We start from the raw sequence: 25,265 nt of genomic DNA, 5'->3' as shown, positions 1-25,265 counted from the left end.
TAAGAAATTAAATATTTTATTTTAATATAAAATAGAATTTAATTTTTTATTAAATGTTTAAATATTAATAATATTTTGTTTACATTGGTTTTACCTAAACCTATGAACAAACAATTTATACTCTTTTTAATGCTTACAATAAGCGTTAATTTTTGCTTTGCGCAAAACAATTTCGGACCAAAATTAACAGCTATGGGTAGTAATAATGCTGCTGTTAAAGATATATGGAATCTAAATGGTAATCCATCTGGCATAACTAATATACAATCTCCAACGCTGGCCATAAATTATACGAAGTATTTAGTTGACAGTGAACTGAGTAATCAATCTGCAGCATTCGTTTTACCCTTCAAAAACAATTACGTAGGTGCAAGTTTTAGTCGCTATGGAATAGCTGAATACAATGAAATTAAAGCAGGTTTAGCCTTAGCTAAAAGATTTGGAGATAAATTATCAATTGCTTTAAAAGGAAATTATCATCAATTAAAAATAAATAATTATGGCTCAACAACTGGTTTTTCCCTTGATGTTGGTGGAATTTATGAGTTAAATGAGCAAGTTACGTTAGGTATTAGTCTAAATAATCCATCATTTCAAAAATACAGCAGTAAGGAGGTAGAAACAAAAATCCCCACTAGTATACAACTTGGGGGATCTTACAGAGCATCAGACAAAATTTTAATCGCAACCACAATAAGTAAAGATATTAATTCCTTCATTAATGTAGGTTTTGGTATAGATTATAAATTGCTAGATCTGATTAGTTTAAGGGCAGGTGTAACTGCGAAACCTTTTAAACACTATGCTGGTTTCGGCCTGAATTATAAAAAATTTGTGATGGATATGGCAGTGGAAAACGATATACATCTAGGTTACACTCCTCAAATTGCTCTTGCTTATGCGTTTTAAGATTTTATTGCTATTACTATTGATTGGTTTCATTACCAAAGCTCAAACCCATGAAGATACTTTTATTAAAGATTTGATTGAAAGTTTAGCTGAAAATTTGCCCGAGGATTATGATCTTTCTGAGTTGGAAGACAAATTAGTTTTTCTAAAAAAACATCCTATTAATTTAAATCATACAAATGCAGAAGAATTAAAAGGTTTGATTTTTTTATCTCCGCTTCAAATCAGCAATCTTTTTTCTCATCTAAAAACTAATGGAAAATTTGCAGATGTTTTGGAATTACAAAGTATACCAGATTTTGATGTAGAAACCACAACACGGCTTTTACCATTTGTAACGCTAAACCAATCTGATTTAGAAGATCGAATTACTTATAAAAATCTATTGAATTTAGGAGATAATGATTTAGTAGTACGTTTTGGGAGAGTTTTAGAAAAGCCTAAAGGTTTTACAGATTTACCAGGAAGTCGTTACATCGGCTCTCAAGAACGGCTTTTAGTTCGATATAAATATAATTTCTCCAATCGCATTTCTGCATCATTAATCTTTGAAAAAGATGCTGGAGAGCAATTTTTAAAAGGGAACAAGCAATTCCTTTTAGACTATCAATCTGCTCATATCGCAATCTTGAATACTGGCCGATTTAAGAAAATAGTATTAGGAGATTATACCTTGCAATTTGGTCAAGGATTATCACTATGGTCTGGTTTCGCCTTTGGTAAAGCACCAGATGTAACCAGCGTAGCTAAAAAAGATGTCGGTTTAAAACCTTATACCTCTGCAAATGAATACTCTTTTTTTAGAGGATTTGCTACAACAATTGCCGTTTCAAAAAATATAGTTTTCACTCCTTTTCTATCTTACCGAAAACTAGATGCAAGTTTAAGTTTAAATAATGCTGGAGAAGATGTGCTTTCAAACTTAAATGAAACTGGTTTACATAGAACTGCGACTGAAATTAAAAACAAAAATAGTGTGTCTCAACAACTATTTGGTGGTGTTATTCAATATCAAAAAGATAATTTATCGGTTGGTGCAATCGCTTATCATTCTATATATAACAAAGAATTTATTACCGGAAACGAAGTTTATCGCAAGTATAACTTCGTTGGCAAAAAATTGACTAACATAGGTTTACACTATAATTATACCTATAAAAATATTTATTTCTTTGGTGAAGCAGGAAAAAGCTTAACTGGTGGTTTAGCATATGTAAATGGTGCTTTAGTAAGTCTTTCATCAAAAGTATCAGCGGTAGTTTTACATCGAAATTATGATGCTAATTATCATAATTTCTTTAATCAAGCAACTGCTGAGGCTAGCGAAGCAATAAACGAAAAAGGTTTTTACGCTGGTTTAAACATAATACCTTTAAAAGCATGGACAATTGCAATTTATGCTGATTACTTTAAATTTCCTTGGTTAAAGTTTAGAGTTGATGCACCTTCAGATGGTTATGAAGTTTTGGGTCAAATTACCTATACGCCAACGAAAACATTCAAAGCAGTTTTAAGATATAAATCTGAATTAAAGCAGCAAAACACAGACTTAGATGTTTCAATTAACTATTTGGATGATGTAAAAAAAGAATCCTATAGAGGTGATATTAATTGGCAATTGAATAAATCATTTAGTTTTCAAAATCGGCTGGAAATTTCTCAATTTAAAAAAGGAAATACAAAAACTGAATTTGGTTATCTGATTTATCAGGATATCGATTATTCTCCTTTGTTTTCTAAAATTTCTGGAAACATAAGGCTTGCATACTTTAATACACCATCATTTAATAGTAGAATTTATGCTTATGAAGATGATGTTCTCTACAATTTCACCTTTGGAATGTATAATGGCAAAGGACTTAGAACTTATCTAAATCTTAAATACAAGTTGATAAAACGAGTGGATATTTGGGCAAAGTATGCGCTGTTTTTATACAACAAAGCTGAAACAGTTGGAACTGGATTAGATGAAATAAATGGCAATAAAAAAACTGACGTTAAACTGCAATTACGTTATCAATTTTGATATTTAAATCTGAGATTGTTTTTGTAAGAGTTTTGATCCCATTTATTATGGGAATTTGCTGTGTTTATAATTTTCAAAACCATTTGTTATTAGCTTTAGTATTAGCTCTAAGCATAGCACTGCTAATTTATCTAATTGTTATTAATAGCTTTTATAAAACTTTAAAAGCGTATAAATTTAAAGGTATAACAGGTATAATCTTCTATTTCTTTTGTTTTACGATTGGCGCACTAATGTGTTTACTAAATACTCAACCGTTAAAAAAAGAATATTACGCAAATTATTCATTTGACTATTTAAAAGTATGGGTGAATGATGAGCCACAGCAAACCAATGATATAGTTCGATTTGAAGCGGTTGTTACTACAGGTTATGCAACTAATAAACCTCAAAATTTAAGTGGAAAACTATTAATTGCTTTAAAAGTTGATAGTTTAAACCCAGTGCAATTAAAATATGGAGATGAATTGATAATTTCTTCTAAAAATTTACCTGTAGAACCATCATACAATTCATCAGAATTTGATTTTAAAGCATGGTTAGCCACAAAAAATATCTATCAGCAAACATTTATTAATCAAAATCATTTAATAAAATTAAAAAGCAAAACCGGTAATCCTGTTATAAAATATGCCATTGGAGTAAGAAAAAGACAAGTTGCTATTTATAGAAAACTGATCCATAATGACGAAGCTTTTGCCGTTGCATCAACTTTAGTATTAGGTTATAGAGCAGATTTAAGTAAAGAAACTTTGGCTGCTTATAGTAAAACCGGAACAATACATGCCTTGTCTGTTTCAGGAATGCATGTTGGTATTATCTACATCTTTTTAAATTGGGCTTTATTCTTTTTAGATAAGAAAAGAGCATTAAAGATTTTCAAACTTCTGCTCATCTCCTCTTTAATCTGGTATTATTCACTTTTAACTGGATTTTCGCCATCTGTCCTTCGTTCCGCAATTATGTTGACAGTTTATATTTTAGCAAAAGCATTTAATAAAAATAGCAATAGTTATAATATATTGGCATTTACTGCTTTTTGTTTGTTGATCTATAATCCTTTTTTAATATGGGATGTTGGTTTTCAACTCTCCTTTTTATCGGTATTTGGATTAATCTATTTGCAACCGAAGATTTACAAATGGTTTTATATTAAAAATAAATGGATAGATAAATTATGGGCAACAGTTGCACTAAGTTTAGCCGCACAGATTGCTACTTTCCCATTGAGCATTTACTATTTTCATCAGTTTCCGTTATATTTTATTTTCAGTAATTTATTTATTCTACTTCCATTAACAGCTATGATGTATTTAGGCATTGGAATTTTAATGCTTCGGCTTTATTTCTTAGCGCCAATTTTTGAATGGATAATTAACTTTACTAATGCTGGTTTAAAATGGATTGCCAATCTTCCATTTTCAGGCATTACATCAATTTGGTTAAATCAATGGCAGTTAATTTTATTGAGTTTTACTTTGATTATTTTCGTGATTGCATTAGTAAATTATAAGAAAAACCTACTCCTAGGTTCTATACTCAGCATTTTTGTTTTTCAGTCATTTGCAGCATATTATAAAATCTCAGCATCACAACAGAGAAAGATTATGTTTTTTAGTCTAAGGAAAAATTATGCAGCTGCTTTTATAGATGGAAACCAAGTAATTCTTCTAACAGATTTAAGTGCAAACAATAAAAATTATGAGTTTTTTGTTAAACCAGCCTTAGATCAACTACAAATTAAAAACATCCACTTTGTGAAATGGGAACAGGATACACTATTTAATTCATTCACAAAAAAAGAGCATCAGCTTGTATTTCATCGTTATCATATTTTATTAGTTGATAATGATTTTAACTATAAAAAAATTGAACAATTACCTAAGTTTGAAAGTATTTGGTTACATGGAAATCCAAGAAAAAGCATAGCAGATTTACGCAATGAAGTTCTATTTTCAACTTTGTTAGTAGATGCTACGAATAAGGATTACTTGATTAAACGTTATGAACAAGATGCAAATAAATTTCAATTGAAATCGCACATTTTAAAGAAAAATAATTCATATTTGATAGACCTTAAGGTTGTCAAATAACATGGTTGAAGAACTTGTTTTATATAATGTAGCTGATAGAATTGCAACTATTACACTAAATCGTGTTGATAAACGTAATGCTCTAAATCCAGAATTGGTGAGTCTTTTAACGGAGCACTTGCTAAAAGCGGCCGAAGATGATGAGGTTAAAGTCATTATTTTAAAAGCGAATGGAGATACCTTTAGTGCAGGTGCGGATCTTGCTTATTTGCAACAATTACAACAAAATTCGTACGAAGAAAATTTAGCAGATTCAAATCGCTTAAAAAATCTATTTACCACTATTTGCTATTTGCCTAAAATTGTAATTGCTCAGGTTGAAGGTCATGCAATTGCTGGCGGATGTGGTTTAGCAACTGTTTGCGACATTATTTTTGCAGTACCTGAAGCGAATTTTGGTTATACAGAAGTTAAATTAGGTTTTGTTCCAGCATTAGTTTCTTGTTTTTTAGTTCGTAAAACAAGTGAAACCATTGTCAAGAAACTTTTATTAACTGGAAATTTATTTCCAGCGGAAGAAGCCCTAAAATATAACCTTATAACTTTTGTAACAAAAAAAGAAGATATTGCTCAAAGTGTAAATAATTTTGCAGTAGATTTGTGTAACAACGCATCTGCAAATGCATTGATGGTAACTAAACAGCTTATTAATCAAACTACCAATTTAGGCTTGGAAAAGAGTTTAGAAATGGCAGTACAAATTAATGCAAGAGTAAGAGAAAGTGATGATTTTAAAAAAGGCGTTTCATCCTTTCTAAATAAAGAAAAAACTAAATGGTAAATTAAATCTAAAAATAATATGTTTAAATCTATGAAAACTGGCGTTTTAGCCGCTATCCTAATTAGCTCAGCTATCTACGCTCATGCACAAAAAAAAATAACTGAAGGTTCTGTAACTTATACAATGGATTATGCTTTGACTGCGGAGCAAGAAGCTATGGCTGCACAATTACCTTCTGAAACGAAAGTAAAATTTAATGGTCCAATATCAAAAATTGAAATTGAGCAAGGACCAGCGACTATCACTGTATTTAGAGATGCAGCTTCAAATACTGGACTTCTTTTAATCGATGTTCCTGTTGCACAATGGCAATATGCTGTTAAACAAACGAAAGAAGATCAAGACAAAGCAAATGCATCTGCTCCGAAATTCAGCGATTTTAAAGCTACTGGCGAGAAAAAAATGATGGGTGCATACAATGCTGAGAAATATACATACAAAGATGACAAAGGTGGTACCTATGAGCTTTGGGCAACTACAGATGTAGAATTACCAGCTGGGTTTTCTGGACAAGAGTTTAAAGATGTTAAAGGTGCAATACTTAAATTTACTCGTTTCCAACAAGGTGTTAAAACTACATTGACTGCTAAAAACATTACAGAAGAAAAAGTTGGTCCATTAACATTAGAGGTACCTAAAGGTTATGAAGTTAAAACCATGGAAGAAATTATGGCATTACAACGTGGTGGTGGTGAATAATCGCTAATAATCGTTATCTCAAATCAGGTTTTTATTCATGGCTTTTATTAAATTGCGCCAATGTTTAAAAACCTGATTTTTTTTGCTCGTTTTTTTCTGTGTTGGTTATTGTTTTTTGCAATAGACAGATTAGTTTTTCTTTGTATTTTCCATAAAAAACTACGAGAAATACCTTTTGGAGAGAGGATAACAACTTTTTATTATGCATTAAAACTAGATTTTTCAATGGCAGCTTATATTGCTGTAATTCCATTGCTAGTTTTTATATTTTGGTATTTTTCCAAGAAAACAGTTGTCTATTTTAAATGGGTTTCAATTTATAATAAAATTTTCATCGTTCTTTTTGGTTTTTTTTCAATTGTTAATTTCAACACCTATCGAGAATGGGGTATTAAAATAAATCATGCTGCTTTGGCACCTATTATAGAAGCGCCTAAAGAAGCAATGGCCTCAAGTGGATCTTCTCCTTTCCTATTTTCCATGTTTATATGGGCGATATTAATTGCGTCCGGTTTTTATCTCAATTTTATTTTAATCAAAAAAGAAATCAACTTTGTTAAAACACCACTATGGCTAAAATCTATAGTTGCGATTCTCCTACATGGATTTAATTTTTTATTAATTAGAGGTGGTGTTGATGTTGCTCCAAATAACCAAAGCATGGCCTATTTTTCGAAGTATGAAATTTTAAATCATGCCTCATTAAATACAGAATGGAATTTGATATCGAGTATACTATCTTCCACAAAAACGAATAAAAACCCTTATTTATATTTTGATAATGCAACTGCGGAAAAACGAGTTTCAGAATTATACAAAGTTGAAAAAGATACCACTATATCTATTTTAAAAACTCAGAAACCTAACATTGTCATCTTTATTTTAGAAAGTTTTACAGCAGATTTAACAAAAACATTAGGTGATGAAGATGGAATTACCCCCAACTTTGACAGCTTAATGAATAAAGGAGTATTATTTACCAATATTTACGCCGCTGGCAACCGTACAGATAAAGGCTTAATTGCAACACTTAGCAGCTTTCCTACTTTAGGAACAGGAAGTATAGTTAAATGGCCGGAAAAAATGCAGAAAATACCTGCAATCAGCCAGAAACTTTATCAAAAAAACTATCAAACTTCATTCTATTATGGTGGTGAATCCGAATTTGATAATTATAAAGCATTTCTTCTGAGTCATAATTATCAGAAACTAATTGATAAACACAGTTTCGATAAAAAAGACATGAATTCTAAATGGGGAGCGTATGATGGACTTGTTTTTAATAGGCAATTGCAAGATATAAATCAGGAAAAACAACCTTTCTTTTCTACCATTTTGTCTTTAACTAACCATGAACCTTTTGAACTTCCTACAAAACCAAAATTTGGAAATAAAGACATCATTCAGAAGTTCAAAAGCACAGCTTATTATACGGATTCATGCATAAATGACTATTTATCAAAAGCTAAAAAGCAAGCTTGGTATAAAAACACATTATTTATTTTTGTGGCCGATCATGGTCACTTGTATCCAAAAAATAAATTCGAGATTTTTCAACCTCAACGTTATCATATTCCTTTGCTTTTTTATGGAGATGTAATTAAAGATGAATATCAAGGAAAGAAATTTGATCAACTAGGAAGTCAACAAGATATTGCTGCTACACTATTGGCTCAGTTAAATATTCCACATACTGATTTTTTATGGAGCAAAAACCTACTTAATCCTTATAGTAAACATTTTGCCTTTTTTAGTTGGGATAACGGATTAGGTTTTATTAATGATAACCATTGTGTTACATTTGATAACATTGGCAAAAATATTTTGTACAATAGCCATCCGAAAGATAGCACACAAACAAACAAAAATCTTAAATTAGGTCAGTCCTATTTACAAGCTGTATATCAACAATTTATAAAACTATAATATGAAACTAACAAAACTATTTATCGCTATTGCAGTTGTAGCCTTTATTGGTAATGGCAATGTAAAAGCACAAAGAGGTGGCATTAACTGGACCAAAGACGGGAACAGTTATTATCAAAATGCTGGTGGAGAAATCGTCACCATTACTCTGCCAAAAAGTGAGCGCAAAACAGTTATAAGTAAAGCATTACTTACTCCACCAAATGCTTCAAGTCCTTTAAATGTAAGAAGTTTTCAATTAACGGATGATGGTACAAAAGCACTTATCTACACCAATACAAAAAGAGTATGGCGTCAAGATAGTCGTGGCGATTATTGGGTTGCAGATATTGCAAACAATACATTAAAACAAATTGGAAAAGGTAAACCAGCTTCTTCATTAATGTTCGCTAAATTTTCTCCAGATGCAACTAAAGTAGCTTATGTAAGCGAACACAATATCTATGTAGAAGATTTTGCTACAGGAGCGATTAAAGCATTGACCACAGATGGAACCTCTCGAATGATTAACGGTACGTTTGACTGGGTTTATGAAGAAGAATTTAATTGTTTAGATGGTTTTAGATGGGCTCCTGATAGTAAATCTATCGCTTATTGGCAAATTGATGCAACCAAAATCAAAAACTTTTTAATGATTAACAATACGGATTCTATTTATCCTTTTACAGTTCCAGTAGAGTATCCAAAAGTTGGCCAAGATCCATCATCTTGTAAAATTGGTGTGGTTGATGTTGCAACTGCAAAAACAAATTGGTTAGCTGTTCCAGGCGATAATATTCAGCATTACATTCCTCGTATGGATTGGATTCCGAACACAAACGAAGTTATTTTGCAGCAATTAAATCGTGAGCAAAACGAAAGCAAATTGTTTATTGCGAATGCAACAACTGGTTCTGTAACAGAAATTTATAAAGAAAACGATAAAGCTTGGATAGATCCACAAGATAGTTTTGTGTGGTTAAATGGCAACAAAGAATTTGTTTATCAAACTGAAAAAGACGGTTATACGCATTTATATCGCGTTAGCAGAGATGGCAAAAAAGAAACACTAATTACCAAAGGCAACTACGATGTAATTAGCGTTAACTTAATTGACGAAAAAAACAACACTGTTTATTTTATGGCGTCGCCAACAAATGCCACCCAAAAATACCTGTACAAAACCAAATTAGATGGAAAAGGAAAACTAGAAATGGTAACTCCTTCTATTCTACCTGGTACACACAGTTATTCGATTTCACCAAATGGTTTATACGCTCGTCATAGCTACAACAGTTCAGTTGTTTCTCCAGTTACAGAGTGGATGAATTTTGCGACCAATAATCCATTAACTATGGAAGGAAGTATAACAAACCAATTGGCTAAACAAACACCGCCAAAAAACAAAGTAGAGTTTTTTAAAGTAACTACAGAAGATGGTGTTGAAATGGATGGCTGGATGAAAAAACCAGATAATTTCGATGCTACTAAAAAATACCCTGTTGTGTTTTACGTATATGGTGAACCTGCATCACAAACTGCTGCAGACGTTTGGGGTGCTGGTAGAAACGGTTTATATGTAGGCGATATGGCTAAAGATGGTTATATCTACATTTCTATGGACAATCGTGGTGCACCAGTTCCAAAAGGCAAAGAGTGGCGTAAAGCTATTTATAAAAACATTGGTATCATCAATATCCGCGACCAAGCAATGGCTACTAAAAAGTTATTAGCAACGTATTCATTTATGGATAAAGATCGTGTTGCTGTTCACGGTTGGAGCGGTGGTGGTTCCTCTACCTTAAATTTGTTGTTCCAATACCCAGAAATCTATAAAACTGGTATTGCTGTAGCTGCAGTTGCTAATCAGTTAACTTACGATAACATTTATCAAGAGCGTTATATGGGTACTCCATTCCCTACTACTGATGCTTATGTAAAAGGCTCTCCTATTACCTATGCTAAGAACTTGGTTGGAAATTTATTGTACATTCATGGAACTGGAGACGATAATGTTCATTATCAAAACGCAGAAATGCTGATTAACGAATTGATTAAGAACAAGAAAGTATTCCAAATGATGAGTTATCCAAATCGTACACACGGCATTTTTGAAGGCGCTGGAACAAGCGAGCATTTAGCTTTAACTTACACTAAATTCTTAAAAGAGAATTGCCCTCCAGGAGCAAGATAATCTAAAATTATAAAAAGCAGAAAGCCTCAAGTATTAATATTTGAGGCTTTTTAGTTGAAAAGCAATTTCAATATTTCTATTTAATGTTATTCCTGCACTTTGCTTCAAGTCCTCGTTTCGTCCCTCAACTGTGGGCTTTACACTTCGTTTAGGTTTAAATTACGCAGGTTTTTACTACTTATTCAAAATTACAATGTGATACTCATAACGGTCATAGCTACAATTAAAGCAATACCGAAACTCAATAAAGTTCCAATTAAAACATATTCTGTCAGTTTAATATCGTGAGCTTCTTTTAAATCTCCAAACCTAAAAATAGACTTGGCTGCCAGTAAAAAACCTACTGCCTCGAAATGATGCGTACAAACAAATAAATAGATTAATAAACGTTCTATAATGCCGATAAATTTACCAGCATCTTGCAAGGAAGAAGTAGTACTTTCTGGTATCCATTTAGCAATAATTACTCTTATAAATATAGCCGTTGGCGATGTAAGGAATAGTGCGCCAATTAAAAACAACCAGAATTTGGTGGTATGTAGAAAATCTAGGTTTATGGTAGCGTAGTAATAATATTGCCAACAAGTTAAGATAACTACAATATGCAAGAACTGGTCTATAAAAAACCAAATTCTCTTGGTTTTTGCATTTTGAAAAGTCAGTTTTAAAGCATCGATAATCCCATGTAATACGCCGATAGCCAGTGCTATTTTCCAAACACTAAAAGACATAAAAACCACAAATATTAGAGCAGTATGAATGGCTATATGCAGGTAAAGCTTGTCAGATTTTAGTTTCTTTTTCTCTTTTTCTACAACCCAAGAATTTGGCTGAAGAAAGAAATCGCCAAGTATATGAGCTAGTAAAAGTTTCAGTAAAACAATTTCCATTATTTTTTAATTAGTTTGGCAATTAGAATCCTGTACCTATTTTCTAGTTCCATTATTTCAGTAAAATGTGCTCTTTTTAAAGCTTCACTTACAGAAGATTGGCTTCTGCCAGATATTTTCGCAATCTTATCTTGTTTGGTATTTTGGTTTTCAATGGCATATTTAACCATTTCTGCAGAAATTTGGCTCCAACTATCCATTGTTATTAACGCCAATTTAATAAATAAATTTAGCTCTTCATCAAAATTTGGCCAAGGCGTTTTAATAGCCATATTTACCTTAGTTATTTTCAAAGCATCAAAAGCTCCACCAGAGTTAACAAATGCTTCACCATTTGCTTCAGTTACCTTCTCTGCATTAATAGTTTTTTTTCCAAGACCTATTCCAATTCTTACATCGGCACCTTTTAAGGTTTTAATACAAGCTTTAATATATATGGCATTTATTAAAGCATCTTTGGCATTTAATTCTATCTGAAAACTATCACCTCTAAATATTTCCCAGTTAATATTTTTACCAAAAAGACCTTCTAATGCAGCTTTAAGTGTACCTATCCACTCATCAGGTAGTTCCCTAGAATTAATAATGTCTCCAGTTATTACAGCTATCATAAATCTAATATCGGCTAAATACCCGATAATTCCAAATATCGGCTAAATACCCGATAATTTAATATATCGGCTAAATACCCGATAATTATAAATAAAACTTATACGGCAACTTGTTCGTTTATAGTAGATATGGCTTTAATTAAATTTACAAATAGAGGGATCTACTGCAAACAAGGCAATTTTTACATCGACCCTTGGCATCCTGTAGATTATGCAGTAACGACACATGGACACGCAGACCATGTAAAATGGGGAAATAAAAACTATTTGTGCCACGATTTAACCAAACCTATTTTAAAGCAACGTTATGGTTTAGAAGACAATGTACAAACCTTGCCATACAATAAAGAAATAGATATAAATGGCGTTAAATTAAGTCTTTTTCCAGCAGGACATGTAATTGGCTCATCTCAAATTAGATTGGAATATAAAGGAGAAATTTGTGTAGTTTCTGGAGATTACAAAGTAGAATATGATGGCATTAGCACTGCGTTTGAGCCTGTAAAATGCCATACTTTTGTTTCTGAAAGCACTTTCGGATTACCAATTTATACTTGGCAGGCTCAAGAATTAATATTTGAGCAAATTAAAAGCTGGATTGCAGACAATTGTACAAAGGGAAAAACCAGCATTCTAGTGGCTTACAGTTTAGGTAAGGCACAAAGATTAATTAAAAATTTGGCTGGTGAATATCCCATTTACGTTCATAACTCTATTGCCAATTTAAATGAAGGTTTCGCTGAAGCTGGTGTAGAATTACCAGAAACGATAAGAATAACTCCAGAAATAAAAAAAGATGAAATGCAAAAGGGAATAGTGATTATTCCGCCTGCATTAGCCGATGGCAGATGGGTGAAAAATTTACAACAACCTGCAATTGGAGTTTGTAGCGGCTGGATGGCGGTAAGAGCAGGCAGAAGATGGCGTAGTGCAGATGCTGGTTTTGCCTTAAGTGACCACGCAGATTGGCCAGGATTACTATCGGCTATTAAAGCAACAGAAGCAGAAAAAGTATTCGTTACACATGGTTCTACTGCAGTTTTTTCAAAATATTTAAACGAAGTTGGCATAAGTTCTGAAGAGGTAACCACCAAATATGGCGCTGAAGATGATGATGAAATTATTGGTGAAGCGAATGAAAATCCACTTAAAGAAGAAAGTAAATGAAGCGCTTTTCACAACTCATCCAAGAATTAGAACTCAGCAACAAAACGAATGATAAAATCGCTGCTTTGGTTTCCTATTTCACAGAAGCTGATGACAAGGATAAACCTTATGTAATCGCTATGTTTACTGGTAAGCGACCAAAAAGACCAGTAAATACCGCACTAATTAAACAATGGGCAATTGAACTAAGCGGTATTCCAGAATGGTTATTTTCTGAAAGTTACAGCAGCGTTGGCGATTTGAGTGAAACCATTGCATTGGTTCTTCCAACAGCAGAAAATGCAATTGAAAAGCCTTTACACCAATGGATCACAGAGCTTTCACAATTGCAAGGAGAAACTGACGAAGCTAAAAAAAAATACATTTTAGAGGCTTGGAACAGTTTAAACACGCAAGAACGTTTCATTTTCAATAAGTTAATATCTGGAAATTTTAGAATTGGGGTTTCTAACAAAATGCTGGTAAATGCCCTTGCTAAACATAGTGAAGAAGATAGTAGTAAGATAATGCACAGCATTATGGGTAAATGGTTGCCAAACGAAATCACTTATCAAGAACTGATTGCTGGTGCTCACGTAAATACCAACAATAGCTGGCCCTACCCTTTTTGTTTGGCTTATGCGCTAGAAACTGAACCCGAAAACTTAGGAGAAACAAGTGCTTGGCAAGCCGAATGGAAATGGGATGGTATACGTGGCCAAATCGTAAAAAGAAATGGAGAATTATTTATTTGGTCGCGGGGCGAAGAATTAGTGACAGATCAATTTCCTGAACTACATTTTTTAAAAGATGAATTACCAGATGGCATTGTTTTAGACGGAGAAATACTTTCGGTTAAGGATGGCAATGTTCAATCTTTTAGCACATTACAACAAAGATTAAATCGTAAAACAATAAATAAATCTCAACTAAACGACGCACCTATTGGTTTTTTTACTTATGATGTTTTGGAGTTTGAAGGTAATGATATCCGACAAGAACCTTTATCTCAAAGGAGAAAAATTTTAGTTAACATTATAGGTAATTTAACAACAAAAGATATTGCCTTATTATCTCCAGTAATTGAATTTGATAGCTGGGAAAAACTGGCCGAACTAAGAGAAACATCTCGAGATTTAAATAGTGAAGGGATTATGCTTAAAAAGCTAAATTCCATATTTCATACTGGCCGTAAACGTGGGGATTGGTGGAAATGGAAAATAAATCCCTATACAGTTGATACCGTTATGATTTACGCTCAAAAAGGAAGCGGACGTAGAGCTAATTTTTATACCGATTATACTTTTGCCGTTAGAGATGGCGAACAATTAATTACCATTGCAAAAGCTTATTCAGGTTTAACAGATAAAGAAATTAAAGAGGTAAATTCATTCGTTAATAAAAATGCGATAGAAAAATTTGGTCCGGTTAGAACGGTAAAACCAGAACTTGTTTTCGAAATTGCATTTGAAGGTATTAACGAAAGCAAAAGACATAAAGCTGGTTTAGCATTGCGTTTTCCTCGTATCGCCCGATGGCGAAAAGATAAAAAAGCAGATGAAATTAATACTTTAGATGACCTCAAACAGTTATTGCATTCTACATTATGAGTTTAGCTAAAACAAAAGGTTATCAGCAAGTTCTAGATTGGCTTAAAAAAGATGATAAAAAACCGTTTAAGTTTCAAGAAGAAGCTTGGAGTTATTATGCCAAAGGTTACAGCGGTTTAGTGAACGCACCTACTGGTTTTGGAAAAGCATTTTCTTTATTTTTAGCCGTTGTGATTGAGGGAATTAATTTAGCAGAACAGAAGGATAAGAAGAAAGCAAAAGATCGTTTACAACTCATCTGGATTACACCATTACGATCCTTAGCTAAAGATATTGCAAGGGCGATGCGAGAAGTGTTAGCAGAGCTTGAACTAGATTGGCATGTAGCTGTAAGAAATGGAGATACTACACAAGCAGAGAAACTGCAACAGAAAAAATCCATGCCAGAGATTTTGCTCATCACTCCAGAAAGTTTACATCTTTTATTAGCGCAAAAAGGTTCATCAACAGTATTTGAGAGCCTAAAATGTATTGTTGCAGATGAGTGGCATGAACTTTTAGGAAGTAAACGGGGCGTTTTAGTAGAATTAGCAATATCTAGAATTAAGGGTTTGCAGAAAGCCAATAAAAAACAACATTTAAGAGTTTGGGGAATTTCTGCAACCATTGGAAATATTGAAGAAGCTTTAGATGTTATTGAGCCTGATTTAACCGCTAAACGAACTATTATTAAAGCAAAGCTGAATAAAAAAATTATCATTAAGTCTATATTACCAGATGATATTGAAACCTTGCCTTGGGCAGGTCATTTGGGCTTAAAACTAGCTTACAAGCTGCTTCCAATCATCGAAAAAAGCAAAACCACTTTAATTTTTATCAATACTCGTGGACAGTCTGAAATGTGGTATCAGCATCTGCTAAATATTGAACCAGAATTAGCTGGACGAATTGCAATTCATCATGGTTCGATAGATTTTGAGTTACGTAATTGGATTGAAGATGCTTTGCATACTGGGCTATTGAAAGCTGTTATTGCCACTTCATCTTTAGATTTAGGGGTAGATTTTAAGCCTGTAGACACTGTTGTGCAAGTAGGCTCTCCAAAAGGTGTCGCTCGTTTTTTGCAAAGAGCTGGTCGTTCGGGGCACTCTCCTGGCGAAACTTCTAAAATTTACTTCTTACCTACCCATGCTTTAGAATTGGTAGAAGCTGCAGCAATTAAAGAGGCCGCAAAAGAAAACAACATCGAAAGTAGAGAGCCTGTGATTATGGTTTTCGATACACTTATTCAATATTTGGTTACGCTTGCCATTGGCGATGGTTTTGATGATAAAATTATCTACGAAGAAGTAAAAAACACTCACGCTTTTAAAATGCTCCTACCTGAAGAATGGAACTGGATAATGCAATTTATCACATCTGGTGGAGATAGCTTAACTGCTTATCAAGAATTCAAAAAAGTTTCGAAAGATGAGGATGATGGACTTTGGAAGGTGAAAAGCAGACAAATTGCTATGCGGCACAGATTACACATTGGAACAATTGTAAGTGATGCAATGCTGAAAGTAAAGTTCCTTTCTGGTGGCTATATCGGAATGGTGGAAGAATATTTTGTTTCTAAACTTAAGGCTGGAGATAGCTTTACCTTAGCGGGAAAAATTTTAGAATTTGTACACATTAAAGACATGACTGTGATTGTGCGTAAGAGCAAACAAAAGAAAGCAATGTCGCCAAGTTGGTTAGGTGGAAGATTACCTTTATCATCAAATCTCGGAACAGTTTTAAGAAAAAAATACAATGAGGTATTGAATAAAACACATCAAGAAGAAGAATTGGATGTGGTTTATCCATTATTTTTAGTGCAACAAGAACGTTCTCATGTGCCAAGAAATGATGAGTTGTTAATTGAAATGATTAATAATAAAGAAGGTTTTCACCTTTTTGCTTATCCATTTGAAGGAAGACTTGTTCATGAAATTTTAGCTGCTTTAGTTGCCTATCGTTTGAGTAAATTAATTCCAATAACTTTTTCATTAGCTATGAACGATTATGGCTTTGAGCTTTTAAGTGACATCGAAATTCCTATGGATGATGCAATTGCGTATGAAGTTTTTTCTCCAAAAAATTTAACAGAAGATATTTCACTAAGTATTAATTCTACGGAAATGGCTCGGAGAAAATTCAGGGATATTGCCTGTATTTCTGGTTTGGTTTTTCAAGGTTACCCTGGCAAGTATGTAGCAAATAAACATTTGCAATCTTCAGCTGGTTTGTTTTTTAATGTTTTTAGCGATTTTGATAAACACAATCTATTGTTGCGACAAGCTTATGATGAGGTTTTTTATCAGCAGTTGGAAGAGCCACGATTGGCGGCTGCCTTACATCGTATTCAGAAGAGTACAATTGTAATTACCCATCCAAAAAGATTTACACCCCTATCATTTCCAATCAAAGTTGATAGTTTGAGAGCCAATATGAGTTCTGAAGATTTAGAACATAGAATTGAGCGAATGAAAGTGGAAGTTTTTAAATAAAAGCGTGCTATGTAAAGCTTTATTAAATATCTCAATACTTTGACAAACTATATTTAACTTTGCCGTAGTACAGACAATAGATGACGATAACTATTAGAGAAGAGGAGCTGATTCTAGCTAAAGAAAGAGCCATTTTTTTACCAAACGAACAACTATTAGCCATAAGCGATTTGCATTTGGGTAAAGCTGCTCATTTCCGGAAGGCTGGCTTACAAGTTCCTTCGACTCTTGCACAAAGTGATTTAAATAGACTGAGTGACCTCTTAAATCACCATCAGCCTAAAATATTGTTAATTAACGGGGATATGTTTCATCACGATGTGAACACTGATATCGATGATTTTGAACACTGGAAAGCACAATATCAAAGTTTAAAATTTGTACTGGTGAAAGGAAACCATGACAAGTTGGATGAAAGGCAGTATCAACAGCTAGGAATTGAAATTCACGAACCTAGTTATTGCACACCAAATTTTTGCTTTATTCATGATGCAGTAAAATGCAAGGAATCAAACCTATATCCAATTAGTGGTCATATTCATCCTGGTGTATCTGTCTATGGAAAGGCAAAACAGAGCCTTAAATTTCCTTGCTTTTATTTTGGTAATGATTATGCGGTAATGCCAGCTTTTAGTGCGTTTACTGGCTTAAGTTTAGTAAAACCAAAAGCAAATGAACAGGTTTATGCCATTACACCAACAAAGGTTGTAAAGGTTTAACTGTTACTCTCAATTACATTTTTAAGCTGGGTAGCTGGAAGTGCACCACTTTGTCGCCAGATTTGCTTGCCATTTTTAAATAATATAAATGTCGGCACACCTTGAACGTTATATGCAGCAGCCGCATTTCTATTTTTATCTACATCAACTTTTATGATGGTGGCTTTGTCTCCTATCTCACTTTTAACTTGGTCTAAAATTGGTGCCATCATCTTACACGGACCACACCATTCAGCGAAAAAATCTACTAAAATAGGTTTGTCGCCATTTATTAATTCTGAAAACTTAGACATAATATTTAATTTTATTACAAAACAATTGAGTATAGGTTAAGTTTTTAGTTTGCCATCATTAAGCAGCAACTTCCTTTGCCAATCCTACTATCCAATCGTTAAACATGCGCTGTTCAATCTTAATGATTTCATTTGCATGTTTTTCCCAGTCAGGAGAAAATTCTCTTAACTGGTTTAACATTTCTTCTAAGTGTCCTTCCTCCTCCAAAATGATAGATTTTACAGTTACTCTGCTCTCTTTTGCAGTTAGAATTTCTTGATAAATTGGATATAGCTCATCCGCTCTCACTTCAATGGCATAGGTTACAAAAAGATAAGCTGCAAACTTTAAATCGTAGCCAGATAAGTTGAAATGGTTTTTTAAATATCTACAAACCAAAACATCTAAAGTGTTTAAATAATATTTGGTATGATTTGGAGCCAGCAATTCTGAGTTACTATAAGTCTTGCATAAATCTTCATCAAGCTTTGCCAACTGCTTTTTTAAATAATAAGCATGGCGATGTTCTTCAGCGGCGTGTTTTAAAATCAAAAGCGTTACTTCTTCTTTATGTTCAGAAGCTGATATCTTTTTTGCACCTGCATTTTCCATATACGATAAGGTATTTAACCACCTGGAATGCAGTGAATTATCATTAACAATATTTTCCAAAATCGAAGTTAATTGCATATTATATTTTGTCTAAAGCTTGTTGAATCGAGTTGTAAATGTACGTCAAATCATCATTAGAAATGACATAGGGAGGTAAGATATAAATGATGTTTCCCAATGGACGAAGTATAATTCCCTTGCTTAAAAAGTAATTGTAAAGTCTGTCTCTTAATCCACTAAGGTACGAAGTGTCGCTTCCTGTTTCCCATTCAATAGCGATGATAGTTCCAGTTTGCCTGATGGTTCTAACTTTAGGATGATTTTCTATTTGTTTGAAAAATTCTTTGTGTTGTGCTTCTACCCTTTTTATATTCGCTAAGGTTTCTTCTGCTAATAAAATATCTAAACTAGCTAAAGAGGCTGAACAAGCTACAGGATTAGCCGTAAATGAATGTCCGTGATACAAAGTTTTCAATTTATCATCGCTCAAAAAAGCTTCGAAAATTTTATCATTGCAACTGGTAACGCCCATTGGCATTGTTCCGCCGGTTAAACCTTTACTTAAGCAGAATATATCTGGATGTAGGTTTAACTGCATACAAGCGAAATAAGTACCTGTTCGACCAAATCCAGTCATTACTTCATCTGCAATGGTAAGAACATCGTTTTCATTACAAGCTTTTAGAAGTTCATCAAGGTATTTAGCTTCGTACATCAACATTCCGCCAGCACCTAAAATTAAAGGTTCGAAGATGAAACAGCAGAGTTGAGAAGAGAGTTTTGAGATATGAGATGTGAGATGTAAGATATTCGTTTCATTAGGCAAATCGATAAATTCTACATCGAATAACAAATCATTAAATGGATTCGTAAAAATACTTCTTCCACTTACAGACATTGCACCAAAAGTATCACCGTGATAAGCATCTTTAAATGCTAAAACCTTCTTTTTTTGTGTGTTTCCTTTGTTGTTCCAATATTGCAAACACATTTTCAAAGCGACTTCAACTGCTGTTGAACCGTTATCACTATAGAAAATTTTAGCTTGCTTACCTGGCAATAATGGCAATAGCCGTTCCGCCAATCTCACAGCAGGCTCGTGAGTAAAACCAGCAAAAATCACGTGTTCTAATTCTTTTAATTGTGCTGAAACTTTTTCTGCTATGTACGGATGAGCGTGACCATGGATAGTTACCCACCATGAAGAAACAGCATCAATGTACTTATTTCCATTCTCATCATAAAGATAAACCCCTTCACCCCTTACAATTGGAATAGGATTTTGAGCATCTTTCATTTGAGTGTATGGATGCCAGATTACTTTTTTATCTCTTTCTACTAAACTCATATTGTTGTTTCTTCTTCCAAATCTTCCTGCAAAATAGTTGTTATTGACTTCTATTTTATAACGAATCAATAACCAAATGATTAAAATTGATAAGACAATTGTGCAAAATACAGAACCCTCAATACCAAAAGCACCACCAGAGAGGTAATCTTGACCAACAGGTTTAGCTAATAAAATTCCTGGTGTATTTGTTCCACTAACTTTATAGCCTAAAAGAATTCCTTGGGTAAAATTCCAACCAAAATGAATACCAATCGCCCAACTCACGTTTCGTTTTTGCAAGGTATATATAGAAAACAATGTACCAGCTAGCGTAATATTTAACATAGCTAGTGCATTAAAACTTGGATTTGCTAAATGTATTAAACCAAATAATGCACTATTTAAAATAATAGCAATGCTAATTGGATATCGCTCTGCAAAAGCAAATAAAGGAAATGATCTAAACATTAATTCTTCAAATACTGCAACAATGATGAAAAATAATAAATACCCAAAAAACAGAAGTATACTGATCTCCGCTGCAGAAAATACGACGTTACCATTCAATAAAAGCAAACCAACGCAAAACGCAATTAATAAAAGTCCAATTAAACTTCCTTTTAAAAATCCAGAAATTGAATTCTCTGGAATTATAAATACTGTTTTAAAATTTATTGTTGGGAAAACTTTAAAAATCATTAAAAGTGCTCCTAATACTGCTAGAACAGTGGATCCCTCTAAAAATACATCAGCTAAAAATGATTCTTTGTCTATTGAAATAAAATCAAATTGAGAAATTATTCCAAACGGTAACAAACACATGAAAATAAAAATCAAAAAGAGAATGACCTTAAGAATTGGACTTAAGTAATATAAAATCTTTTCTTCCATCTATATGATTGATTTTTTTAAAAGATTTACGACTGCTTTATCGGTTTTAAAAGTCACATCACTTTCACTTAGATTGTTAATGTTGATCCATCTAAAAGATTGAAAAATCCCTTCATCAAAATCAAATACTTTTGTTTTAAAGCTTAATTGTAAAGGATGAACTTCCTTCACTAAATAATAAACACTAATAACTTGACTATCATTAAAAGAAGATTTCTCGTAAAAATCAGTGGTATAGAAATGACCAGTTACTTCAATCTCTGCATTGCATTCTTCCATAAACTCTCGTTTAAGTGCGTCAATTAAACCTTCACCAAGCTCTAATCCACCACCAGGAAACTTAGAAAAAAATTGTCCATATTCGTGTTCATCACTTATTAAAACTTCATTTTGAGCATTAATCAGTAATCCGTAAACTCTTACATTAAAGTAACTCATTGATTAAAATGCTTTTGATTTTTGGTGACATTTTCCATATCCCATTTAATTTCTCCTCTAAATGCTTCTTGCCTAACTCCACAATTATGCATTTTACAATAATTACAACAAGCTGGCAAACAAGGATCTGCATGAATAAATAACTCAGTTGCATGCTTTCCAGAAAAATTAATCATTTTATCTATGTTTGAAATTTCTTGATGAACAGTATTTAAATCGAAATAATAAGGTAAAGTAACATGGCAATCTATATGTAAATCCGATCCATATTGCTGAGCTCTCAAATTATGAATATCAATCCAGCTTTCTTCTCTATTCTCCTGCAAAATTGACACAATATCTTTCACCAGTTCAATATTGCTTTCATCCATTAATCCTCCAACAGATTTTCTTGTTAGCTTATATCCATTAAAAATGATATACAAACCTAAAGCAATTGAAATTACACCATCTAGCCAATAAATTTGAGTTAATTGAATTAAAATTATTCCAACTACCAGTCCACCGCTGCTAATAGAATCCGTTAATAAATGCTTGCCATCAGCCTCTAACGTAATAGAGTTGTTCTTTTTTCCTGTATTGATTAAATAAAAACCAACTATTAGATTAATAACACCAGTAGCTCCGATAATGATCGCACCATCATACAATTGTCCTATTTCATTCGGATAAATTAAATCATAACTCGATTTAAAAACAATAATAATTCCTGCTATGCCAATTAAAACGCCTTCTACAAAAGCAGAGAAAAATTCAACTTTACCATGCCCATATGGATGATTTTCATCTTTAGGTAACGTACTGAGATAAATACTATAAAAGGCAAAAGAACTTGCAATTACATTTACAATACTTTCAGCTGCATCTGTGAGAATAGCATTGGCATTTGTTAAAAAGTAAGCGATAAACTTTGCCAGCATCAAAATGATACTAACGCAGAGTGAAATGAGTATGGCTTTCTTTTTAGGTTGCAAATTAAGATATTTTAGAAGTCAAAAATACAGTTAAAGCGTGGAATTTTAAGAAAAAGTATCTTTTTTTAGTTCCTAATTGCAATCGATTTTTATATTTGCGCATTCACAAAATTATTATGACTTTTTTATCTCAAAGAATCAACAACTTATCCGAGTCTGCTACACTTAAAATGACTAAACTTGGTCGCGAATTAGCGGCAAAAGGAGTTAACATTATTAGTCTAAGTATTGGCGAACCAGATTTTAATACGCCAGATCATGTAAAAGATGCCGCTAAAAAAGCGTTGGATGAGAATTACACTCGTTACTCTCCAGTTCCTGGTTATCCAGAATTACGCCAAGCCATAGCAAATAAATTAAAGACAGAGAATAATTTAGATTATGATATTTCTCAGATTGTTGTTTCAACTGGAGCAAAGCAATCTTTATCAAATGTGATTTTAACTTTAATTAATCCGGGGGAAGAAGTAATTATTCCTACTCCTTATTGGGTTTCTTATTCTGAAATGGTAATACTTGCAGAAGGAAAATCTGTTTTTATAGATACCGATATTGAAAGTGATTTCAAAATTACTCCTGAACAACTGGAGGCAGCAATTACACCAAAAACTAAACTTTTCATGTTTTCATCACCTTGTAATCCAACAGGGTCTGTTTATAGCAAAGCTGAATTAGCGGCATTAGTTAAAGTTTTCGAAAAACATCCAAATATTTTTATTCTATCGGATGAAATTTATGAGCATATCAACTTTGTTGATCAACATGAATCGATTGCACAATTTGAAAGCATTAAAGAGCGTGTAATTATTGTAAATGGTTTTTCTAAAGCTTTTGCAATGACCGGTTGGAGATTAGGATATATAGCTGCAAGCAAAGAGGTTGCTGCAGCAAATGATAAGATGCAAGGACAAACAACTTCTGGAACTTGTTCTATTGCTCAACGTGCTGGTATTGCTGCTTACGAACAAGGTTTGGAAACAGTTTTAGAAATGAAAAAAGCTTTTGCTAGACGCAGACAGTTAGTTTATGATTTACTCAACGATATTCCAGGTGTTAAAACAAATTTACCAGATGGAGCTTTTTATTTCTTTCCAGAAATTAGTTCATTCTTTGGCAAAAAAGATGCAGATGGAAATGTAATTAAAGATTCTGCTGATCTTGCTTTATATTTATTAAATGTGGGGCATGTGGCAACTGTTGGAGGTGATTCATTTGGAAACAACAATTACATCCGTTTATCTTATGCTGCCTCAGATGAAAGTTTAGTAGAAGCGTTAAGAAGAATTAAAGCCGCATTAGCCTTATTAAACTAAATTTCAAAACTATTCAATAAGAAAAGGAGCTCCAAGTTGGTGCTCCTTTTTTATGTTATTCTATATTTTAATTTTATTAAGATCGTATTGCCTCTACTGGATCTAATCGCGATGCAGAAAACGCTGGCCAGAAACCGGCTATTAAACCAATTCCTACAGACCATCCAATACCTTTTGCCACATTTTTTAAGTATAAAATTACTTCAACATCAAAAACATGCGTAAATAGAAGTGTAAGCAAATACACCATTCCTAACCCTAAAAGTCCTCCCATTAAACATAATGCTACTGCTTCAAATACAAATTGCAATAAAATAAAGTAATTTTTTGCTCCAAGTGATTTTTGGATACCAATAATATTGGTGCGTTCTTTTACAGAAACAAACATGATGTTTGCAATTCCAAAACCACCTACTAGAACAGAAAATCCGCCAATAATTAAACCTGCAATATCTACTACACCAAACATGATATCTAATTGATTAGAAAGCATAGTTGTTTTATTTAAAGAAAAATCATCCTCTTGACCAGGCTTTAAACGACGAATAGAACGCATTTGACCTTTCAATTCTGCCTCAACTTCTTCTAGTGCAATGTTCTCCTTTCCTCGTACAGTAACCTGAGGGTTATATCTTTCATTATTAATATCGAAAATACCTTTAGCTAGGTTCAATGGAATAAGCACATTTTTATCTTGCGACATACCCATCATGTCTTCACCTTCTTTTTTAAATACCCCAACAACAGTAACCCTCCGCCCCATTACTTTAATTTGCTTACCGACCGGTTCTTCACCATCAAATAAACCTTCAGCAATTTCAGCCCCTATAATGCAAACTGGCGAACCAGATTTACTTTCATTTTCTGTAAAATATCTTCCATCTTGAAATTCTAAATCCCAAGTTTTATCGTATTCCTGAGAGGCGGCATTTAAACTTGCTCCCTCAACTGAATTACTACGATATTTTAACGTACGACTATTTGCTGAAACTTCATAGGATACACCTTGAGCCATATCCATGCGATCTTTAAGCGCTAAATAATCTCTTAATGATGGCTCTGGACGATTTACATATTTCCACCAAGGGAAATTCCCACTAAAAATCCATGGCCATTTTTGCACAAATAACGTATTAGATCCTAATTTATCTACACTACTTTGAATTTTATTGCGCATGGTGTCAACGCCTGTCGAAACTGCAATAATGATAAAAATACCAATTGTTATCCCTAATAAAGATAGCGCAGTTCTCAGTTTATTCTGACGAAGTGCGTCCCAAGCAAACCTGAAACTTTCGCCAATTAGTCTAAATATCATTATCATACTGTTTAGACCAAAAATACCTAAAAAGGTTACAGTTACTCAACTATAATATA

Annotated in this window: 20 protein-coding genes; 12 read left to right on the top strand and 8 right to left on the bottom strand. The window is 33.0% G+C overall.

Annotated features, from left to right (window positions below; translation table 11 throughout):
- The first annotated feature begins 129 nt into the window (after positions 1-129).
- The 7 genes from ACHMWN_RS12730 to ACHMWN_RS12700 all read left to right on the top strand — a co-directional run bounded on the left by ACHMWN_RS12730 (position 130) and on the right by ACHMWN_RS12700 (position 10,607).
- Positions 130-909, top strand: a complete 780-nt coding sequence (locus ACHMWN_RS12730; protein ID WP_397301649.1) for a hypothetical protein — start codon at positions 130-132, stop codon at positions 907-909.
- Complete coding sequence (locus ACHMWN_RS12725; protein ID WP_397301646.1) at positions 899-2,935, top strand: helix-hairpin-helix domain-containing protein; 2,037 nt, start codon at positions 899-901, stop codon at positions 2,933-2,935. Before ACHMWN_RS12730 ends, ACHMWN_RS12725 begins: the two co-directional genes overlap by 11 nt.
- A gap of 47 nt (positions 2,936-2,982) precedes the next feature.
- Positions 2,983-5,028 carry a ComEC/Rec2 family competence protein gene (locus tag ACHMWN_RS12720; protein ID WP_397303588.1) on the top strand — a complete coding sequence of 682 codons (2,046 nt, stop codon included), beginning with the start codon at positions 2,983-2,985 and terminating at the stop codon, positions 5,026-5,028.
- A 1-nt stretch (position 5,029) separates the two neighbouring features.
- On the top strand, positions 5,030-5,809 hold the full coding sequence (locus ACHMWN_RS12715) for an enoyl-CoA hydratase/isomerase family protein (RefSeq protein ID WP_397301643.1): 780 nt from the start codon (positions 5,030-5,032) through the stop codon (positions 5,807-5,809).
- A gap of 30 nt (positions 5,810-5,839) precedes the next feature.
- On the top strand, positions 5,840-6,508 hold the full coding sequence (locus ACHMWN_RS12710) for a hypothetical protein (RefSeq protein WP_397301640.1): 669 nt from the start codon (positions 5,840-5,842) through the stop codon (positions 6,506-6,508).
- A 225-nt stretch (positions 6,509-6,733) separates the two neighbouring features.
- On the top strand, positions 6,734-8,434 hold the full coding sequence (locus tag ACHMWN_RS12705; protein ID WP_397301638.1) for an LTA synthase family protein: 1,701 nt from the start codon (positions 6,734-6,736) through the stop codon (positions 8,432-8,434).
- 1 nt (position 8,435) lies between these two features.
- Entirely contained in the window at positions 8,436-10,607 is a 2,172-nt protein-coding gene (locus tag ACHMWN_RS12700; protein ID WP_397301635.1) for a S9 family peptidase, read from the top strand.
- A 188-nt stretch (positions 10,608-10,795) separates the two neighbouring features.
- Here ACHMWN_RS12700 and ACHMWN_RS12695 read toward each other — a convergent pair whose 3' ends face one another.
- Both ACHMWN_RS12695 and ACHMWN_RS12690 read right to left on the bottom strand, forming a co-directional pair.
- Complete coding sequence (locus ACHMWN_RS12695) at positions 10,796-11,497, bottom strand: DUF3307 domain-containing protein (RefSeq protein ID WP_397301633.1); 702 nt, start codon at positions 11,495-11,497, stop codon at positions 10,796-10,798.
- Entirely contained in the window at positions 11,497-12,108 is a 612-nt protein-coding gene (locus tag ACHMWN_RS12690) for a hypothetical protein (protein ID WP_397301630.1), read from the bottom strand. The genes ACHMWN_RS12695 and ACHMWN_RS12690 overlap by 1 nt, the downstream gene beginning before the upstream one ends.
- Before the next feature lie 129 nt (positions 12,109-12,237).
- On the opposite strand from ACHMWN_RS12690, the gene ACHMWN_RS12685 reads away from it, so the two are divergent.
- The 4 genes from ACHMWN_RS12685 (at position 12,238) to pdeM (ending at position 18,057) form a co-directional block, all read left to right on the top strand.
- On the top strand, positions 12,238-13,275 hold the full coding sequence (locus tag ACHMWN_RS12685) for a ligase-associated DNA damage response exonuclease (RefSeq protein ID WP_397301627.1): 1,038 nt from the start codon (positions 12,238-12,240) through the stop codon (positions 13,273-13,275).
- Positions 13,272-14,864 carry an ATP-dependent DNA ligase gene (locus ACHMWN_RS12680; RefSeq protein ID WP_397301625.1) on the top strand — a complete coding sequence of 531 codons (1,593 nt, stop codon included), beginning with the start codon at positions 13,272-13,274 and terminating at the stop codon, positions 14,862-14,864. The genes ACHMWN_RS12685 and ACHMWN_RS12680 overlap by 4 nt, the downstream gene beginning before the upstream one ends.
- A complete protein-coding gene (locus ACHMWN_RS12675) occupies positions 14,861-17,338 on the top strand; it encodes a ligase-associated DNA damage response DEXH box helicase (RefSeq protein ID WP_397301622.1) in 2,478 nt (825 codons plus the stop codon). The genes ACHMWN_RS12680 and ACHMWN_RS12675 overlap by 4 nt, the downstream gene beginning before the upstream one ends.
- Before the next feature lie 80 nt (positions 17,339-17,418).
- On the top strand, positions 17,419-18,057 hold the full coding sequence (gene pdeM, locus ACHMWN_RS12670) for a ligase-associated DNA damage response endonuclease PdeM (protein WP_397301620.1): 639 nt from the start codon (positions 17,419-17,421) through the stop codon (positions 18,055-18,057).
- Here the strand turns inward: pdeM and trxA are convergent.
- The 5 genes from trxA to ACHMWN_RS12645 all read right to left on the bottom strand — a co-directional run bounded on the left by trxA (position 18,054) and on the right by ACHMWN_RS12645 (position 22,575).
- A complete protein-coding gene (trxA, locus tag ACHMWN_RS12665) occupies positions 18,054-18,350 on the bottom strand; it encodes a thioredoxin (RefSeq protein ID WP_397301618.1) in 297 nt (98 codons plus the stop codon). The two genes, pdeM and trxA, sit on opposite strands and share 4 nt — an antisense overlap.
- A gap of 58 nt (positions 18,351-18,408) precedes the next feature.
- On the bottom strand, positions 18,409-18,942 hold the full coding sequence (locus tag ACHMWN_RS12660; protein ID WP_397301615.1) for a hypothetical protein: 534 nt from the start codon (positions 18,940-18,942) through the stop codon (positions 18,409-18,411).
- A gap of 79 nt (positions 18,943-19,021) precedes the next feature.
- Complete coding sequence (gene bioA / locus ACHMWN_RS12655) at positions 19,022-21,163, bottom strand: adenosylmethionine--8-amino-7-oxononanoate transaminase (protein WP_397301612.1); 2,142 nt, start codon at positions 21,161-21,163, stop codon at positions 19,022-19,024.
- Positions 21,164-21,601, bottom strand: coding sequence for an NUDIX domain-containing protein (locus ACHMWN_RS12650; RefSeq protein WP_397301609.1), 438 nt, complete (start codon positions 21,599-21,601; stop codon positions 21,164-21,166).
- Positions 21,598-22,575, bottom strand: a complete 978-nt coding sequence (locus ACHMWN_RS12645; protein WP_397301606.1) for a cation diffusion facilitator family transporter — start codon at positions 22,573-22,575, stop codon at positions 21,598-21,600. Before ACHMWN_RS12645 ends, ACHMWN_RS12650 begins: the two co-directional genes overlap by 4 nt.
- A 116-nt stretch (positions 22,576-22,691) precedes the next feature.
- Here ACHMWN_RS12645 and ACHMWN_RS12640 point away from each other — a divergent pair, with 116 nt between their 5' ends.
- Positions 22,692-23,888, top strand: coding sequence for a pyridoxal phosphate-dependent aminotransferase (locus ACHMWN_RS12640; protein ID WP_397301603.1), 1,197 nt, complete (start codon positions 22,692-22,694; stop codon positions 23,886-23,888).
- A 76-nt stretch (positions 23,889-23,964) separates the two neighbouring features.
- On the opposite strand, the gene ACHMWN_RS12635 is transcribed toward ACHMWN_RS12640, so the two are convergent.
- Positions 23,965-25,212 (bottom strand): ABC transporter permease, encoded by a 1,248-nt coding sequence (locus tag ACHMWN_RS12635; protein WP_397301600.1) that lies wholly within the window; start codon positions 25,210-25,212, stop codon positions 23,965-23,967.
- Positions 25,213-25,265: the final 53 nt, after the last annotated feature.

The sequence above is a fragment of the Pedobacter sp. UC225_61 genome, from assembly GCF_044452285.1.
In the GTDB taxonomy this organism is placed as follows: Bacteria; Bacteroidota; Bacteroidia; order Sphingobacteriales; family Sphingobacteriaceae; genus Pedobacter.
This window is presented reverse-complemented; position numbering and strand designations above follow the sequence as displayed.

Coding starts and splice junctions, on each gene's coding strand:
- ACHMWN_RS12730 (WP_397301649.1), top strand. CDS start 130: ATGCTTACAATAAGCGTTAATTTTTGCTTTGCGCAAAACAATTTCGGA.
- ACHMWN_RS12725 (WP_397301646.1), top strand. CDS start 899: ATGCGTTTTAAGATTTTATTGCTATTACTATTGATTGGTTTCATTACC.
- ACHMWN_RS12720 (WP_397303588.1), top strand. CDS start 2,983: ATGGGAATTTGCTGTGTTTATAATTTTCAAAACCATTTGTTATTAGCT.
- ACHMWN_RS12715 (WP_397301643.1), top strand. CDS start 5,030: ATGGTTGAAGAACTTGTTTTATATAATGTAGCTGATAGAATTGCAACT.
- ACHMWN_RS12710 (WP_397301640.1), top strand. CDS start 5,840: ATGAAAACTGGCGTTTTAGCCGCTATCCTAATTAGCTCAGCTATCTAC.
- ACHMWN_RS12705 (WP_397301638.1), top strand. CDS start 6,734: ATGGCAGCTTATATTGCTGTAATTCCATTGCTAGTTTTTATATTTTGG.
- ACHMWN_RS12700 (WP_397301635.1), top strand. CDS start 8,436: ATGAAACTAACAAAACTATTTATCGCTATTGCAGTTGTAGCCTTTATT.
- ACHMWN_RS12695 (WP_397301633.1), bottom strand. CDS start 11,497: ATGGAAATTGTTTTACTGAAACTTTTACTAGCTCATATACTTGGCGAT.
- ACHMWN_RS12690 (WP_397301630.1), bottom strand. CDS start 12,108: ATGATAGCTGTAATAACTGGAGACATTATTAATTCTAGGGAACTACCT.
- ACHMWN_RS12685 (WP_397301627.1), top strand. CDS start 12,238: ATGGCTTTAATTAAATTTACAAATAGAGGGATCTACTGCAAACAAGGC.
- ACHMWN_RS12680 (WP_397301625.1), top strand. CDS start 13,272: ATGAAGCGCTTTTCACAACTCATCCAAGAATTAGAACTCAGCAACAAA.
- ACHMWN_RS12675 (WP_397301622.1), top strand. CDS start 14,861: ATGAGTTTAGCTAAAACAAAAGGTTATCAGCAAGTTCTAGATTGGCTT.
- pdeM (WP_397301620.1), top strand. CDS start 17,419: ATGACGATAACTATTAGAGAAGAGGAGCTGATTCTAGCTAAAGAAAGA.
- trxA (WP_397301618.1), bottom strand. CDS start 18,350: ATGTCTAAGTTTTCAGAATTAATAAATGGCGACAAACCTATTTTAGTA.
- ACHMWN_RS12660 (WP_397301615.1), bottom strand. CDS start 18,942: ATGGAAAATGCAGGTGCAAAAAAGATATCAGCTTCTGAACATAAAGAA.
- bioA (WP_397301612.1), bottom strand. CDS start 21,163: ATGGAAGAAAAGATTTTATATTACTTAAGTCCAATTCTTAAGGTCATT.
- ACHMWN_RS12650 (WP_397301609.1), bottom strand. CDS start 21,601: ATGAGTTACTTTAATGTAAGAGTTTACGGATTACTGATTAATGCTCAA.
- ACHMWN_RS12640 (WP_397301603.1), top strand. CDS start 22,692: ATGACTTTTTTATCTCAAAGAATCAACAACTTATCCGAGTCTGCTACA.
- ACHMWN_RS12635 (WP_397301600.1), bottom strand. CDS start 25,212: ATGATAATGATATTTAGACTAATTGGCGAAAGTTTCAGGTTTGCTTGG.